13 protein-coding genes are annotated in these 16139 nt (G+C 69.2%); 4 read left to right on the top strand and 9 right to left on the bottom strand.

Translation table 11 applies throughout. The features are described from left to right. The first annotated feature begins 377 nt into the window (after nt 1–377). Together serS and AC4NMM_RS12530 are read left to right on the top strand one after the other, a co-directional pair. Entirely contained in the window at nt 378–1748 is a 1371-nt protein-coding gene (serS, locus tag AC4NMM_RS12535) for a serine--tRNA ligase (RefSeq protein WP_096395279.1), read from the top strand. Between the two features lie 86 nt (nt 1749–1834). Continuing rightward, nucleotides 1835–2731, top strand: a complete 897-nt coding sequence (locus AC4NMM_RS12530) for an NmrA family NAD(P)-binding protein (RefSeq protein ID WP_491924400.1) — start codon at nt 1835–1837, stop codon at nt 2729–2731. A gap of 48 nt (nt 2732–2779) precedes the next feature. Here AC4NMM_RS12530 and AC4NMM_RS12525 read toward each other — a convergent pair whose 3' ends face one another. The 3 genes from AC4NMM_RS12525 to AC4NMM_RS12515 form a co-directional block, all read right to left on the bottom strand. Further along, nucleotides 2780–3274, bottom strand: coding sequence for a PIN domain-containing protein (locus tag AC4NMM_RS12525; protein WP_491924399.1), 495 nt, complete (start codon nt 3272–3274; stop codon nt 2780–2782). After that, nucleotides 3275–3577, bottom strand: a complete 303-nt coding sequence (locus tag AC4NMM_RS12520; protein WP_017344228.1) for a ribbon-helix-helix protein, CopG family — start codon at nt 3575–3577, stop codon at nt 3275–3277. A gap of 66 nt (nt 3578–3643) precedes the next feature. After that, nucleotides 3644–4246: an LURP-one-related family protein gene (locus tag AC4NMM_RS12515; protein WP_017344229.1), complete on the bottom strand. Its 603-nt coding sequence runs from the start codon at nt 4244–4246 to the stop codon at nt 3644–3646. Nucleotides 4247–4375: 129 nt separating this feature from the next. Between AC4NMM_RS12515 and AC4NMM_RS12510 the strand changes: the two genes are divergently transcribed. Then, a complete protein-coding gene (locus AC4NMM_RS12510; protein WP_096395285.1) occupies nt 4376–4876 on the top strand; it encodes a hypothetical protein in 501 nt (166 codons plus the stop codon). 126 nt (nt 4877–5002) lie between these two features. On the opposite strand, the gene AC4NMM_RS12505 is transcribed toward AC4NMM_RS12510, so the two are convergent. Genes AC4NMM_RS12505 through AC4NMM_RS12485 form a run of 5 tightly spaced genes read right to left on the bottom strand, consistent with a single transcriptional unit; the run spans nt 5003 to nt 12403 of the window. Then, the gene (locus AC4NMM_RS12505) at nt 5003–6082 is read right to left on the bottom strand and encodes an Mrp/NBP35 family ATP-binding protein (RefSeq protein ID WP_017344231.1); all 1080 of its coding nucleotides are present in this window, start codon (nt 6080–6082) and stop codon (nt 5003–5005) included. A 25-nt stretch (nt 6083–6107) separates the two neighbouring features. Next, the gene (locus tag AC4NMM_RS12500) at nt 6108–6824 is read right to left on the bottom strand and encodes a TorD/DmsD family molecular chaperone (RefSeq protein WP_017344232.1); all 717 of its coding nucleotides are present in this window, start codon (nt 6822–6824) and stop codon (nt 6108–6110) included. Between the two features lie 5 nt (nt 6825–6829). Then, a complete protein-coding gene (locus AC4NMM_RS12495) occupies nt 6830–10087 on the bottom strand; it encodes a molybdopterin-dependent oxidoreductase (protein ID WP_096395287.1) in 3258 nt (1085 codons plus the stop codon). After that, on the bottom strand, nt 10084–11355 hold the full coding sequence (nrfD, locus tag AC4NMM_RS12490) for an NrfD/PsrC family molybdoenzyme membrane anchor subunit (RefSeq protein ID WP_017344234.1): 1272 nt from the start codon (nt 11353–11355) through the stop codon (nt 10084–10086). Before nrfD ends, AC4NMM_RS12495 begins: the two co-directional genes overlap by 4 nt. Nucleotides 11356–11359: 4 nt before the next feature. Continuing rightward, entirely contained in the window at nt 11360–12403 is a 1044-nt protein-coding gene (locus AC4NMM_RS12485; RefSeq protein WP_017344235.1) for a 4Fe-4S dicluster domain-containing protein, read from the bottom strand. A 346-nt stretch (nt 12404–12749) separates the two neighbouring features. Between AC4NMM_RS12485 and AC4NMM_RS12480 the strand changes: the two genes are divergently transcribed. Beyond that, entirely contained in the window at nt 12750–14591 is a 1842-nt protein-coding gene (locus tag AC4NMM_RS12480; RefSeq protein ID WP_026046292.1) for a bacterio-opsin activator domain-containing protein, read from the top strand. 27 nt (nt 14592–14618) lie between these two features. Here the strand turns inward: AC4NMM_RS12480 and AC4NMM_RS12475 are convergent, their stop codons facing one another. Beyond that, nucleotides 14619–15803, bottom strand: a complete 1185-nt coding sequence (locus AC4NMM_RS12475; protein WP_491924398.1) for a tRNA-intron lyase — start codon at nt 15801–15803, stop codon at nt 14619–14621. Nucleotides 15804–16139: the final 336 nt, after the last annotated feature.

Genomic DNA, 16139 nt, shown 5'->3' with positions numbered 1-16139 from the left:
GCGGCAGCGAGGCGCGACGCGCCTCTGGCAGCCGGCTGCTTCGCCGCCGGCGACGAGGCTGGGGAGGTGAGAGGTGCGGTCGCGGTGCGGGACGGGGCGGGACTCAAAGGGGCAGTCGCGAGGACGGCGCAGGCGACGTAAGCACTGGAAGGAGCGAACGGAGTGAGCGACTGAAGCGCGCAACGAGCGTGCGCCGTCCTCGCGACTGGGGCTTTGGAGGTGTTCGCCGCCGATCAGCTGTCAACTATTTATAAGCGAGCGGCTGGGGCTTCGGCAGTGTTCACTGCCGATCACCGAGTGCTAACTAAAAGAAGACGCTGTGAGACGTTACCGACGCTCCGATACGGTTTTGGGTCGCCCCGCGGAACCCCCGACAAATGCTGTCTCGACAGTTCGTCCGGGAGAACCCCGAGGTCGTCCGCGAGGCGCTCGCGAACAAGGGCGTCGACGTGGACCTCGACCGGATACTTGACGTCGACGAGGAGTGGCGGGAGCTGAAACAGCGCGGCGACGACCTGCGCCACGAGCGCAACGAGGTCTCCTCGAAGATCGGCGAGCTGAAGGGGGCCGGCGAGGAGGAGGCGGCCCAAGAGGCGATCGAGCGCTCGCAGGAGCTCAAGTCGGAGCTTCAGGAGATCGAGGAGCGCGCCGACGAACTGGAGGCCGAACTGGAGGAGTCCTTACTCGAACTCCCCCAGATCCCGCAGGACTCGGTCCCCGTGGGCGAAGACGAGTCGGAGAACGTCGAGGTGCGTCGCGAGGGGTTCGACGACCTCCGTGACGTCCCGGACGAGATCGAGCCGCACTACGACCTCGGCGAGGACCTCGAAATTCTCGACTTCGAGCGCGGCGCGAAGGTCGCGGGCGGCGGGTTCTACGTCGCGAAGGGCGACGGCGCCCGGCTGGAGCACGCGCTGATCCAGTTCATGCTCGACGTCCACCGCGAGCAGGGGTACGAGGACGTGTTCCCGCCGATCCCGGTCAACTCCGCGTCGATGCGGGGCACCGGCCAGCTCCCGAAGTTCACCGAGGACGCCTACCGCGTCGAGGGGTCGAACGAGGAGGCGTACGACGACGACGACCTCTGGCTGCTCCCGACCGCGGAGGTGCCCGTCACGAACCTCCACCGCGACGAGATCCTGCTCGGCGAGGACCTCCCGCTCAAGTACCAGGCGTACACGCCGAACTTCCGGCAGGAGGCGGGCGAACACGGCACCGAGACGCGCGGCATCGTCCGCGTCCACCAGTTCAACAAGGTGGAGATGGTGAACTTCGTCCGGCCAGAGGAGAGCGACGAGCGCTTCGAGGGGCTCGTCGACGAGGCCGAGGAGGTCCTCCGACGGCTGAAGCTCCCCTACCGCATTCTGGAGATGTGTACCGGCGACCTCGGGTTCACGCAGGCGAAGAAGTACGACGTCGAGGTGTGGGCGCCCGCCGACGACATGGACGAGGGACCGGAGCAGGGCGGCCGCTGGCTGGAGGTCTCCTCGGTGTCGAACTTCGAGGACTTCCAGGCGCGCCGCGCCGGAATCCGATACCGCGAGGAGCACCACGAGTCCGCGGAGTACCTCCACACCCTCAACGGCTCCGGGCTCGCGGTGCCGCGGGTCGTCGTCGCTATCTTGGAGTACTACCAGAACGACGACGGCACCGTCACCGTCCCCGAGGCGCTGCGCCCGTACATGGGCGGCACCGAGGTCATCGAGGGCCACGACGCGGTCGGCGAGTCGAAGCTGGGCGGGGAGTAGCCGGGCGGCGCGGCGGCGACGCCGGCTGAGGCCTTCGTGCCCGGACGGAGGCTGAATCTCTTATACGCGAACCGCGAACGGGACGTATGGAACGCGCCTCCATCGACGAGGCGGACTCAGGACGACCGACCGCGGACCGCGTCCTCGTTACCGGCGCGACGGGGACCGTCGGAGAGCCGCTCGTCCGAGAACTCTCCGACGGGGAGGCGGCGGTCCGCGTCGCGACTCGGAGCCCGGACGACGCACGCGAACGGTTCGGTGAGGGGCCGGAGTGCGTCGAGTTCGATCTCGGTCGCCCCGAAACGTGGGGAGCGGCGCTGGCGGACGTCGACCGACTCTTCCTCCTGTACCCGCCGGGAAGCGGCGTGAGCGACGTCTGCGAGTTCGCCGACGCCGCCGACCGGATGGGCGTCGACCGCGTGGCCTTCCTGTCGATCCTGGGCGCGGAGAAGCTCCCGGTCCTCCCGCATCGCCGGATCGAGACGCACCTCGCGGCGACGGACCTCGCGCACACCTTCCTCCGGGCCTCGTGGTTCGCCCAGAATCTGAGCGAGATCCACCGCGCGGAGATCGTCGAGCGCGACGAGATATTCGTCCCGGCGGGCGACGGCGTGTTGAGCTTCACCGACGCGCGGGACGTGGCGGCGGTCGCCGCGACCGTCCTCACCGAGTCCGGACACGGGGACAGCGCCTACGACCTAACGGGCCCGGCCGCGCTCGACTTCGAGGAGGTGGCCGCGGTCTTCTCCGACGTGCTCGGCAGGCGGATCGAATACGCCGACCCGTCGCGACTGACGTTCGCGCGGCAGATGTACCGGCGCGGGTTCGCTCCGGGGTTCGTCGCGTTCATGATCGCCGAGTACTCGGTCGTGCGCCTGGGGTTCTCCGGTCGGACGACGGACGACGTCGAGGCGGTCCTCGGCCGACCGCCGCGGACGGTCCGCGAGTTCGTCGCGGACTACGCCGACGACTTTCGCCCGTAGCGCGGGCCGGGCCACGGTCCGCCGAATCCACCGCGCGGTCGGCGAGTCTCATTCGAACAGTTCGCGCGCGTACCGGTGGATCGGGGCCTCCAGCCAGTCCCGTCGCTCCGCGATCGTCTCAAACGCAACCCGTGCTTCCCCTTCGTCGAGCTCGCCGCGTTTGACCAACGCCCGGAGCACGATCGGCGACAGCGCGACCCGAGCGTCGACCGCCGCCCGCAGCTCCGGGAGCGCCCTGTAGTCGTCGGTGATCAGGAATTCTGCGCCCGTCTCGCGGGCGATGGCGACGCAGCTGGCCTCGTCCTCGTCGATCCGGCTCGTGACGACGCCCTCGCGCTCGTCGGCGACGGAGCGCACGTCGATCTCTTCGATCAGTTCCAGTGCCCGACCGGCGGCGTCACCGTGTCTGTCGTCGTACTCGGCGGTCTCTCGGAGCTCGTCGAGAACGGTCTCCGTGGTGACGACCTCAAACTCGGCGACCACGACGCGAAGGACGTCGCCGACCGCGAGCGAGACGAACGCGCTCGTGTCTGCGACCAGCATTCACAGGTCCGCGAGGTCGTCGGCGAGCGTCTCGCCGTCGTCGAGGAGTTCCTTCGAGGCGCGGACCGCCTCCGCATCCTGCCGTCCGACGATTTCGGCGAGCGTATCGAATCCGACGGTGCCGTCGAGGTACAGTTCGACGACCGCCTCGCGGAACTCCTCGTCGTCTTCTATCTCGGCTAAGTACCGCCGGAGGGCCTCGATGAGTATCTCCGTCCGGTCCTTGTGCGTCACCTCCGCGGCGACGTCCGCTTGCTCCACCAGCTCCTCGGGGAGCCGGAAGTTGACGCGCTTCGTGCTCATGTACACACGTTGTATGTACGCAGTAAAAATCGTGTCGCCGCTACCGACCGGCTGCCCCGACCGCCGCTACTGGTTCTCTAGAGCGTCGAGGATGCACGCCGCGGCGACGACCGCCTCCTTCGGCACGTCGCTCGCGTCGTCGACGGTGACCGTGTAGGCGTCGCGCATCGAGAACTGTCCCTCGATGTCGCCGACGTGGCCGCCGTCCGCGTCGAATATCTCGTACTTGTTCGGGATCAGGTTCGCGGCCCCGACGAGGTGGCGGAGCCCCGAGAGCAGCTTGTTCTTCGATTCGATCGTCGCCAGCGCCTCGCCCGTGTCGGGGTCGCGGATCGTCCAGTTCTCGACGAACAGCGAGTAGTCCTCGTCCAAGACGACGACCTCCTCGCCGGTGCCCGCGTCGACGATGGCGTAGTTGCCGCCGACGTCGATAATGCCGCCCGCCTTCACCGAGAAGGCGTCCTCGTCGTCGCCGGTGACGAACGGGAACTCCTCTTTCAGCTTGAACATCTTCTGTTTCCCGCGGAGGACCACGTTTCCGGCGCTGTCGCGGACGGTGTACTTGTTCCGGACCAGCGACTGTTTGACCTCGTAGCGGTCGTCGCTGAGGTCGACGGTCGAGATGTCGTACTCGTCCGACTCGGACGGGAACATGGAGGGATCGTCCATGGGTTGCGAAGGGCGTCACCGCCGGAAAAAGCTCCCGCTCTCTGACGGCGCTCGCGCCCGGACGCGGTGGCTCAAGCGATCGTCGTAGCCTCCGGCACCCCTTTTGAACGGCGAGCGGTCGTCCCGGGTATGTCTCGGTTCGCACTCGTCGCGGTCGCTTGCCTCGTCGTCCTCGCCAGCTGCCTGTCCGCCGGCTCGCCCGCCTGTCCCGCGATCGGACCGGACGGCGAGCGGGTCGACGACCCGGTGTGTCCGGACGAACGGGCGGGCGGGCTCTCGCTGTCCCTCGAACGAGACGCCGAGACCGTCCGCGTCACCGCCACGAACGTCGGGGACGGAACGGTGCCGGTCAACCCGGACCAATGGGTCGTCTTCCGGAACGCCGCGGAGCGGGGAGCGGACGCCCCCGAGTGGGAGACGGCCGCGAACGCCCCGGCGGGCACCCACAACCTGACCGTGCGGGAGCTGCCCCCGGGCGAGACGGAGACGTGGGAGGTCCGCTACGACCCGACCGCGCCGGACGCGTCGGACCGCCGCGACGCGGTGCTCGACCGACCGGGCGAGTACGTCTTCTCGCTCGGGGCGGACGGTCGGACCTACGTCGTCTCCTTCCGGATAGCGGAGGCGTGAACGACGGCGTCAGCCGGCCGATGGCGGGCCGATTCATCTCCGCTCGGCGGCGTCTCAGGGCCGGCTTCGCGCTATACCGCCCACGCGAACGCTTCGTCGTCGTCGGCGCCGGCGGCGCCTCCCGCTTCAGGTCGGCCCCTCGCTCTCCCGCTGTCGGTGGTGACGCCGGAGGACGCCGACCTTGTTCGCGACCGTCGCCGCCAACTCCCGGAACGCCGCCGCGGTGTCGCCGTCGTCACCGAACACGATCGGCTCGCCGTCGTCGGCCCCCGCGCGGACGGCCGGGTCCAGCGGCAGCGATCCGAGGTACGGGACGTCGACCGCGTCGGCCAGCGTCCGGCCGCCGTCCTCGCCGAAGATCTCGTGCGTGTCCCCGCAGCTGGGGCAGACGAACCCGCTCATGTTCTCGACGACGCCCAACACGTTGGTCCGGTACTCCCCGAACATCTGGACGCCCCGGCGGGTGTCTCCCACCGCGACGGACTGGGGGGTCGTGACGACGACCGTCCCAGTGACGGGGAGATTTTGAAGCACCGTCAGTTGGACGTCGCCGGTCCCCGGCGGCAGATCGACGACGAGGTAGTCGAGCGACCCCCACGACACGTCGTCGAAGAGGTCGGTGAGCGTGTTCTGTGCGACCGGGCCGCGCCAGACGACCGGGTCGTCCTCGTCGATCAGCAGGCCGACGCTCATCAGTTCGAGCCCGTGCGCGGTCGGCGGCTCGATCCGCTCCTCGCCGTCGACGGTCGCCACGTCCGGCTCGGCGTCGGCGCCGAGCATCTGCGGGACGTTCGGGCCGTACACGTCGGCGTCGAACAGCCCGACGTTCGCCCCGCGGTCCGCGAGGCCGGCGGCGAGGTTGACGGCGACGGTGCTCTTCCCGACGCCGCCCTTCCCGGAGGCGACGGCGATCACGTTCTTGACGCCCGGCAGGACCGACGACTCGGCGGCGTCGAACAGCGGCACGTTCGCCGAGAGCTCGACGTCGATCCCCGCGTCGGCGGCGACCTCGCGGACGCGGTCCGCGATGGCGGCCTCGTCCGGCGCGTGGGGCGCACCGAGCGCGAGCTCGACGGCGGCGGTCCCGTCGTCGACGGTCACGTCGGTGACGAGGCCGGCGCTGACGATGTCCGTCCCGAGCGCCGGGTCGTCGACGGCGCGGAGGCGATCACGGAAGTCTGCGTCTGAGATGGTGGTAGTTGTCATCGGTGGTGTGGTTACGGTGGCGTGGTTACGCGGTCATGTTCTCGGACGGCTGCGCGTCGGCGTCGACGACTTCTCGCGCGTCCCACGCGGTGAACGTCCGCGCGAGCCGGGCGATCGCGGCGAAGACGCCCTCCGCGGTGTCGCGGCTCGCGACGGCCTCCTCGAACCGGTCGATCCAGCCCAGCCGCGAGAGCGTCCGGGCCTGGAGTTCGCGGACCGCGTCGAGGTCCGACTCGGTTCCGTCGCCGTCGCGGAGCGCCGCCTCCCGCTCGCAGAGGGCGCGCATGAACTCGAAGCAGGCGGCGACGTGATCGGGGATGTCGTCGCCCCGCTCGGGCGAGAACCCGCCGACGGCGTACAGTTCAGCCATGTCGGCGGCCGGGTCTCCGAGCAGCTCGCCGGCCTCCCCGGCGGTGTGGTACCGCGAGTCAGACTCGAACTCCTCGCTCGGGTCGACCGCGTGGGCGGACGCGAACGGCGGGACGTAGTGGCTCCCGGGCACGACGAACAGGTTGTCGTACCCGATCTTCAGCGCGTCCGCGTCGTACTCGTCGCCGCGCAGGGGCGCCGTCTCGATGTCGATCGGGAACGCCTCGGCGACGGCGGCGAAGGCTCCCTCGTCGATCGCGGCCGCGGTCGTCTCGGCCTCGCCGTCGAAGGTCGCCGCCAGCAGCCCGTACAGCCGCGCGCGGGCCGTTGCGGTCGCCGTCTCGTCGAAGTCCTCGTGAGCGGTTTCGGACATGCTGATCACCGCCGCTCCACGTCGACGAAGGCGTCGTACTGCGCGTTGCTCCCGCCGACCAGGTCCGAGAGACCGGTGTCGCCGAGTCGCGCGTCTAACGGCTGGACGTGGTTGATCGCGAAGCCGGCGTCGCGGCCCTTCGCGTACCCGGCCTCCTCGCTCATCGGCTCGTCGAACTGGTAGTCGCTGTGGCCGTCGGCCTCGACCGCCGGCCGCGTCTCGCCGTCAACTGTCTGGGCCGTCGCCCCGTCGCCGGTCCGACCCCAGCCCCACATCGCCCCGACGACGCCCGGCCGGATGCCGCTCGTGACCATCGCGACCCCGTCGACGGTCTCGCGACCGGCGTCGATAGCGATCTCGTCGCCGTTCTCGATGCCCCGCTCCTCGGCGTCTCGGGGGTTGATCCACAGCGGGTTCTCGGGGCGCGTCTCGCGGAGCCACGGGCTGTTCTGGGTGCGGTGCATGCCCTGCGTCCGCGGCTTCCAGTTGATCAGCCGGAGCGGGCGCTCCCGGTCATCGTCGCCGCTCACCGCGGCCTGGACGGTGCCGTCGTAGTGTTCGACGTCGTCGACCCGCGGCAGCGGGTCGAAGCGTTCGCCGGTGAAGGAGTGTTTCCCGTTCGGGACGACCTCGCTGTAGAAGTCGACGCGCGACTCGAGCTTGTACCGCATGTGGTCGCCGTCGTAGGCGTTCGAGTCGTCCGCGCGCTCGGCGTAGTCGTAGTCGTGACCGTGCTCGGCGAACGCCTCGTCGTACCCCTCGGTCGGCTCCTCGAAGCGGCCGCCCCGGTTCAACACGGTGACGACCTTCGGCCACTCCTCGTCGGTGACCGCGGCCTTCCAGCGGTCGAGGTCGAACGCCTCGCCGAGGCCGTTCTCGTGGCTCTCGCGGAACACCCGTCGCTCGTCCTCGCTCGCGTCTTCGACCGGGTCGCGGCTGTACGCGATGTTGGCGGCGAGCTTCAGGTAGAAGTCCTCGGCCCGTTCGAGGGGCCACAGCTCTCCGTCCGCGTCGGGGACAGCGTTCTCGCCGACGCCCGGCAGGTCCATCTCCGACCACAGCTCGACGAGGACGTCCTCGAACGGACGCGCGTTCGGGACGACCGACACCGCCGGCTGGCTGATCTTCTCGTCGGCCAGCCGCTTGTTCGGGTACGTCCCGAAGTTCTCCCACCGTTCGAGGTAGGTCGGCTCCGGCAGGATGTAGTCGGCGTACTGGCTCGTCTCGCCGATGACCGTGTCCGAGGCGACGATCAGCGGGATCGTGTCGGTGTCCTTCAGTATCGCCGGGATCTCGTCGCCGCCGGCGACCGCCATCACGTGGTTGTTCGAGTACGGCCGGATGAACAGCGCCTCGACGCCGTACGGGTACTCGTCGGCGGCGCTGCCGTAGAGCTCCTGGGTCGCCTGCGGCGGCGCGACGGGGAACCACGGCCGCTTCGCCGGGTAGCCGTCGTCGCGGTCGAAAAGCGAGGTGTCCTCGTAGTTGACGCCGCCGCGGAGCAGGGGGATCCCCCACGGCGAGTGGCCGTCCGGGACCGAACCGAGCTCGTACCGGCCCGACATGGTGTCGTAGCCGGCGTACGGCGTGATCTGGCCGCCCTTCCAGTCGTAGTTCCCGATGAGGTGCTGGAGGGTGGCGATCGCCCGCGTGTTGTAGAAGCCGTTGGTGTGCTTCGCCGGCCCGCGGTAGGCCATGATCGCCGCCCGCTTGCCGTGGCTGGTGAACTCGTCGGCGATCTCGGCGATCTGCTCGGCCGGTACGCCGGCCATCTCGGCGTACTCCTCGACGGTGTGTTCGAAGACGCGCTCGCGGTACTGGCTCCAGACGCTCCGGACCGCCGTCCCGTCGATTGTCACGTCGACGTCGAGGACCGCCGTGTCGACCTCGCTCGCGGGGCGCGGCTCGCCCGTCGCCGCGTCGACGGCGACGAAGTCGTCGGCGGCCTCGTCGTCCTCGTCGACGAGTCCTAGGTCGGCGGCGTGCGCCTTCGGCCCCGCCGGCTCGTCGACGAGGACGAGGTGTGTCGCGTCGCTCCACGTCGGCTCGTCGTCGTCGCTCGCGGCCGACCGCGAGGGGTTCTGGAGGTACGTCAGGTCGTGGCGGTCGTTCTCGATGATCCACCGCGCCATCCCGAGCGCGAGCGCCCCGTCCGCGCCGGGTTCGACGGGCACCCACGTGTCGGCCTTCTCGGCCGTCTTCGACAGGCGCGGGTCGACGACGTCCATCCGCATCCCGTCCTCGATGGCGTTCGTCAGCTTCGGCGCGAGCCACGTCGGGCCCTTGTTGGCGACCATCGGGTTGGTCCCCCACGCGATGAGGTACTCGCAGTTCTCGACGTCCGGGTACTGCCGCTTCTTCTGGGCGGCGTGCGACCGAACGTTGCCCATCACGCTCGAGACGCCGCAGGTCCCCGCGTGGTGGATGCTGTTGATCGACCCGAGCCCCTGATGCCAGAGCCGGTTGCGGATGAAGTTCCGCCGGAACCCGCCGACGTCGACGATCTGGTTGGACTTCGGGCCGAGGTCGGGGTGGTCGGTGTCGATGAGGTCGTCCGCGTACTTCTCGTCGAACGCTGACTTGGACAGCTCGCCGCTCTGAACGGCCTCCCAGTCGCTCATCACCGCCTCCTGCGGGGCGTATCCCCAGATGTCTTCGAGCCCGGGGTGGCCGAGCTCGTCGTCGCCCTCGACGATGTCCCGGATCGCCTCGTCCCACGAGACGGTCTTCCACTCGCCCGAGCCCCGCGGGCCGACCCGCTTCATCGGCTGGCGGACGCGGTAGCTGTCGAAGGCCGTCTGAATGCCCGCCTGTCCCTTTAGGCAGATCCGACCGCCGGAGAGCGACCAGCGGTCGGTGTCAACGTCGCCGCTCCCCTTGACGTCGCCCATCGCCACGTCTTCCGGGTCGCTGCCGTAGGGGACCTGCGAGAACGGCTGCGTGGTGAGGAACGAGTACGGGTTCCCGGCGAGCTTCCGGACGAGCGAGCTGTACTCGCCGGTGCCGCTCCCGTCCGCGAGCCTGACCTTGATCGGACAGAACGTGTTACACTGGCCGCAGGTTGTGTGTATCACGTCGCTCGCGCCGTACTCGCCGTACTCGTCGCCGACGTAGTGGTGTTCGTCGTCCGTCCACAGGTCGTCGACGTCCACGTCGACCGCGGCGTTGCTCGCCGCCGCGATAACTCCGATACTCCCGGCCGCCTTGACGAAGTCGCGACGCGAAACCCCCGCGCCGCCCTCGCTCGAATCGTCGGAACTCATTCGTGGTCACCTCCGGAAAGCGGGGTCAACGGAAGCGTCTCCGCGCCCAGCGTGTACAACAGCAGCCCGACGCCGATCATGCCGACGCTCGTTCCCCACTCGACGAGGGTCGGGAAGTACGACCCGTGAGGGAGCCCCTCCATCACGGGCATGACCTGCGCCGGAACGACGATGTTGAACCGCACCGCGACGATTCCGACGACGACGCTCAGCCCGGCCAGAACCATCACCGAGGGCGAGCGCCGCCATGACCGCTTGCTCAGCAACACCATGGGGAACACCCAGCTGAAGCCGACCATGAACCACCAGAACGACCACGACATCGGGCCGTACATGATCACCTGCCAGGTCTCGATCTCGTGGGGGTGGAGGCTGGCGATCGCGATGAACGTCTCGATGGCGGTCAGCGCGGCGTCGATGACGATGAAGCCGATCACGAGCTGTGCGAGTCGATCCAGCAGGTCCGGGTCGACCGACTCGCCGTCGAACAGCCGGGTCCGAAGCACGTAGATCAGCATCACCAAGGCGGTCCCGCTGAGCAGCGCCGAGACGACGAATATCACCGGGAACAGTCCGCTGTTCCAGTACGGACGGGCCTTCGAGACGGCGAACAGCACGCCGGTGCCGCCGTGGACCATGAAGATCGCCAGCGGGATCCCGACGACGCCGGCCCGCTTGAGCCAGCGTCGGTCGAACGCCTGCGACGCCTCGCTCGTGTCGAGCCGGCCGAGCGCGAGCGCGGCGTAGAACCGCCTTTTGAGCCCCGACGTGCGCTCGGCGACCCGCGCGAGGTCGATCCGCATCGAGAAGTACAGCTCCGTGATCAAGATCCCGATGTAGGCCACGTAGGCGTGGACCTCCCACGAGAGCGCCGAGGTCAGCTGGCGCCAGAGGAACGGGAAGTACATCCGGTCCATCCGCCCGAGGTCGATCCAGACGAACAGCAGCGCCACCGCCATGCTGATGACGGCCGCGAACAGCGCGTCGCGGTCGATCCGGTGCATCCCCTCGACCTCGAAGACGTTGGCCATCGTGCTCACGAGGAAGGCGCCGGCCGAGAGGCCGACGAAGTAGATGTAGAACGCGACCCACGCGCCCCACGGGACGATGCTCGTGAGGTTCGTGCTCGCCATCCCCTCCGTGAGCCGGAAGTACGTCGCGTACGCGCCGACGGCGACGAGGACGCCGATGACCGCGTACCAGGCGACGCGCAGCCGGTCGTCCTCGAACCCCGGGTCGAACTCGACGTGTGGACTCTGTGTCGCCATGGGTCTATTTGAGGTAGTAGACGTTGGGGTCGGTCCCTTCGTCTTCTTTCAGTTGGAACGCGCGCGACGAGTCGGCCATCTTCGCGACCTCGCTGTCGGGGTTCTCGAGGTCGCCCATGTTCCGGGCGTCGCCGACGCACGTCTCGACGCAGGCCGGCTCCTCGCCGCGTTCGAGGCGGTGCGTACAGAAGCTACACTTGCGGATGTTGCCGATCGGCGACTCGCCCTCCTCGCGCGGGCCGCGGTCAACGCCGTACTCCGGGCTCGTGACCTCGCCCGCCCCCTCGACCTCGTCGTCGTAGTTCTCGCCGAAGTCGAAGTACCGCGCGCCGTACGGGCAGGCGATGTTGCAGTACCGACAGCCGATACAGCGGTCGTAGTCGATGTTGACCACGCCGTCGTCCATCTTGTACGTCGCCGAGACGGGACACACCTGAACGCACGGCGGGTTGTCGCACTGCATGCACGGGCGCGGCACGTTCGTCCGCGTGACGTTCGGGAACTCGCCGTGTTCCTCCTCCATCACGACGTTGTACGAGACCCCGGGCGGGGTTCGGTTCTCGGACTTGCACGCGACCGTACACGAGTCGCAGCCGACGCACTTCTGGAGGTCGATCACCATCCCCCACTTCTCGTCGCCCGCGCCGATCCCCCCGTCCGACTCGTCTCCCGCCTCGTCCTCGACCTGCGCCGTCTCCGTCGAGAACGTGTCCATTGACCCGACGGCACAGCTGAGCGACTCGGCCGTCTCGGTCGAGACCGTCTGGTCGCCCGAGTCGACCGCCGGGTTCGGCGTCTCGCGGTACGCCTCGCCGAACTCCGCGGCGGCGGCCTCGTCGTACTTCTCCCAGTAATCGTCGCCGGTGATCTCGCCGCGAGCGACGCGCTGCGCGTCCTCGGCCATCGCGACGCCGAGGTCGGTGTCCGCCTCGACGTCCGCGAGCTCCTCCCGCGGGTCGGGCCGCTCCGCTTCCACCATCGCGTCGAGGTCGGCTTTCCCGACGTTCGGGATGCCGGGGAGGGTGTCCCCGTCGTCAGCGGTGCTCATCGCCACCACCCGTCGCCGGTCGTCTCGCCGACGGGCGCTCGGTTCCGCGCCGGCCGGTTAGTCCTGGAGGTCATACGCGTGAACGTACGCAGACCCCGGTGGAAAGGGTGATACCAATACAGTTTGCCCCGGCCGCTCTCCGAGGGAACACCCCATATTCCGGGTACCAATACTGTTTGGATCGGGGGGATCGGTCGGCCGGATCGACCGTTTCGCGCCCCGCGACGGCGACCGCCGATATTATCACCGAGAACGGACACCCCCCGGACATGAACGCACCGTACCGAAGCGGACGAACGACCGGCGGGGCAGAGACGACGGTCCGCCGAGGGAGGGAACGGAGCGGATGAACTGGATCATCGCGCTCTCGATCGGGCTTCGGCTGCTCGGCGTCGGCTACTCGGTCCTGCTGCTCGCGAGCACCCGCGATCGGCGGTTCGGCTTCCTGACGCTGCTTTTGACCTTCATGACGCTCCGGCAGCTGCTCACCGTCCGGACGGCGACCACGGGGGTCGAGGAGCTCCCCGGGCTCGTCGTGAGCGGGCTCACCCTCCTGACGGTGTACTACCTCTCCGAGTACGTCGACGAGGAGGACGCCGTCAAAGCGCGGCTAGAGCGGGCGAACGAGCGGCTTCGGGGCTTCCGGAAGGCCATCGAACACGCCGGGCACGCGATCTTCCTCACGGACCCGGAGGGCACCATCGAGTACGCGAACCCGGCCGTCGAAACGGTCACGGGGTACGGACCGGACGAGGTGGTCGGCGAGAATCCCCGACTCTGGCAGTCGGGGAAACACGACGACGAGTTTTACGAGGGGCTCTGGGAGCAGATCGAGTCGGGGTCGGTGTGGGAGGGCGAGCTGACGAACCGCCGGAAGTCGGGGGAGCTCTGCTGGATCGACGCGACGATCGCGCCGATCACCGAGGACGGCGAGGTGGACCGCTACGTCGCGATCGAGCGCGACGTCACCGAACGGAAGGAACGCGAGCTGCGCATCGAGGACCAGAACGAGCGGTTGGCCCTCCTGAACAACACGAACGAGGTGCTGCGAGACGTCAACCGGGAGCTCGTCGCCGCGTCGACGAGAGCCGAGATCGAGGCCGCCGTCTGCGAGCAGTTCGCCTCCGCCGAGCTCTTCGACGTGGCCTGGACCGGCGGACGCGGGCTCGTCGACGGCACCGTCAGTCCGCGCTCGTGTTCGGGGGCCGACGTCGACGCGCTCGACGGCCACATCGAGACGCTGTGCGCCACCGACCCGACGCCGATCGAGGCGGCGCTCGACGCCTCCCGTCCGGTGTTCACCGAGGTCGACGACGACGACCTCGCCGGATGTCCCGGTGAGTCGCACTGCGTCGTGGTGCCGCTCGCGTACCGCGGCGCGGAATACGGCGTACTCGTCGTGATGACCCGCAACGCCGACGCGTTCGACCTGATCGAGCGCGACATCTTCGCAGAACTGGGCCGCACCGTCGCCGACGCGATCAGCGCCGTCGAGAGCAAGCGGACGCTCGCCGCGGACAGCGTCACCGAGCTGGAGTTCCAGCTGACCGGGATCGACGAGCCGCTGGCGACCATGGCGGCGGAGCTGGACTGTACGGTCGACGTCGAGCACGTCGGCGGCGGCGAAGACGACCGCGTCCAGTACGTCACGGTCGCGGACGCCGAACCGGATGCCGTCTCCGAGTACGCCGCCGGCGCCGACGGCGTCGACGCGGCACAGCACGTCTACACCCACGAGGGACGCTCGCTGTTCCGGTTCTCGCTCGGCGAGCGGTCGATCGTCGCGACGCTGGCGCAGTACGGCGCGGGCGTCGAGTCGCTCTCGGTCGCCGGGACGAGCGGGACGCTGGTCGCGCACGTCGCCAGCTCGAACGACATCCGCTCCGTCGTCGACGCACTTCAGACGGCGTACGACGGGCTGACGCTCGTCGCGCAGCGCGAGCGCGAGCGGGACGTCCAGACCGAGGCCGGGTTCCGGAAGCAGTTAGCGGGGGCGCTGACGGACCGACAGCGCGAGGCGGCGCGCACCGCGCACTACGCCGGGTTCTTCGAGTGGCCCCGCGAGCACACGGGCGAGGAGGTTGCGTCGATGATGGACATCTCACAGACGACGTTCACACAGCACCTCCGGGCGGCCGAGAACAAGCTGTTCGCCGCGCTGTTCGACGACGCCGTCACGGTGTCGTAGCTGTCCGCGGGGACCGGCTCCGGTCGGCTACGGCGTCAGCCGGTCGACCGAGAGCCACGCCACGTCGGCGTCGATCGGAGCGTCGTCGCCGTCGTCACCCCCGCTCTCCGCCGGGCGCCCGTCGCCGACTGCCGTCAGCGCGAAGGCCATCTCCTTGCGGACGCCGCCCGCGAGCCGGACGTCGAGCGAGAGCTCCCGGGGCGAGAACTCGTGGTCCGGTCCCACCACGCGCACGAGGTGCTCGGAGTGCGGGAGGTCCTCGACCGTCTCCACGTCGAGGTACGTCCGGAAGTCGGCGCCGAACTTGAACCCGGTCTTCGGCACCGCGTCCGCCGCCCGGAGGCGCTTATAAACCGCGAGCCGGCGGTCGAACCGCTCGCCCTCCACGTCGCGGCCGCGGGCGACGACCAGAGCGGCGGCGTCGAGTGCGGTCGCGGTCCCGTCGTCCGCGTCGTCCTCCCCGTCGTCTCCGACCGACGCCGACAGCGACAGCCGGCCGTCTGCCGCGAGCGATGCGGCCTCGACGAGCGAGAGCTGGAGCGCGCCCTCCACGTCGGCCGCGCGCCCCGTGAGCGGCCGGCCGTAGAAGCCGCGCTCGTAGAGGTCCTCGGGGGCGTCCCAGACGACGACGCGGTCGGCGAGGAGGACGCCGGTCAGGTCGCTCGGCGGCTCGTAGTCGGTCGCGCCCTCGATGCCGCCCGCTTCGGCCGCGAAGTAGGTGATGTCGGACTCCTCGTCGACGACCGCGAGGGTGCGCCCGGCCAGTTCCGCGGCCGCGACGGACTCGCGTTCGCCGACGACCTGTATCGGGTACTTCACGTTGCCCGTGTCGGGCGTTTCGCCGCGCTCGTAGGCGACGAAGTCGACCGCGTCGCTCGGGGCGTCATCCCCGCCCGGCCACGGCTCGCGGGCGGGCGAGAGGTAGAAGCCCCGGTCGCGGAGGTCGGAGTAGACGAGGAAGCGCACCGCAAAGCGGTCGGCCGCGGCCGCGCTCGCGACGAAGAAGCGCTCGAAGCCGACGGGATCTGACTCATCGCTCAGCGTTATCCCGGAGAGGTCGCCGCGGAACAGCAGGTGGGCGGCCTCGACCCGCGAGAGCGCGATCTCGTTCCCGTCGAGCGGCCGCCCGTACCCCCGGGCGTCGTAGAAGCGCTGGCGGGCGTCCCCGCCGACGCGGACCGCGTCGCCCCGCAGGTGTCCCGTCGGTTGCATATCAGTCACCGCGGCCGGCCGAGGGAAGGGGGTTGCGGTCGATACGCGCTTGACTGTGGTCTGTCCGATCGGGACGGAAGTCGTTTATAAATGCGAGTTTCAAGCATTGCCGACGGCTGTTTATATGTGATTAGCAGCATATCGGCGGCGAACACCGCCAAATCCCCAGCCGCTCACTTATAAATAATCGACTGCGGATCGACGACGGATACCTCCAAAGCCCCAGCCGGGAGGCGGGCGCACGCTCGCTGCGGTCCTCGGTCGCTCGCGCTGCTCGCTCCCTGTGGTCCTTGCGTCGTCATCAGAACGCCCCGCGTTCTGATTGGCTCACGAGAG

It is taken from the genome of Halorubrum sp. SD41, assembly GCF_058630335.1.
The sequence above is the reverse complement of the archived record's forward strand: the minus strand, read 5'-3'. Positions and strand labels throughout refer to the sequence as shown.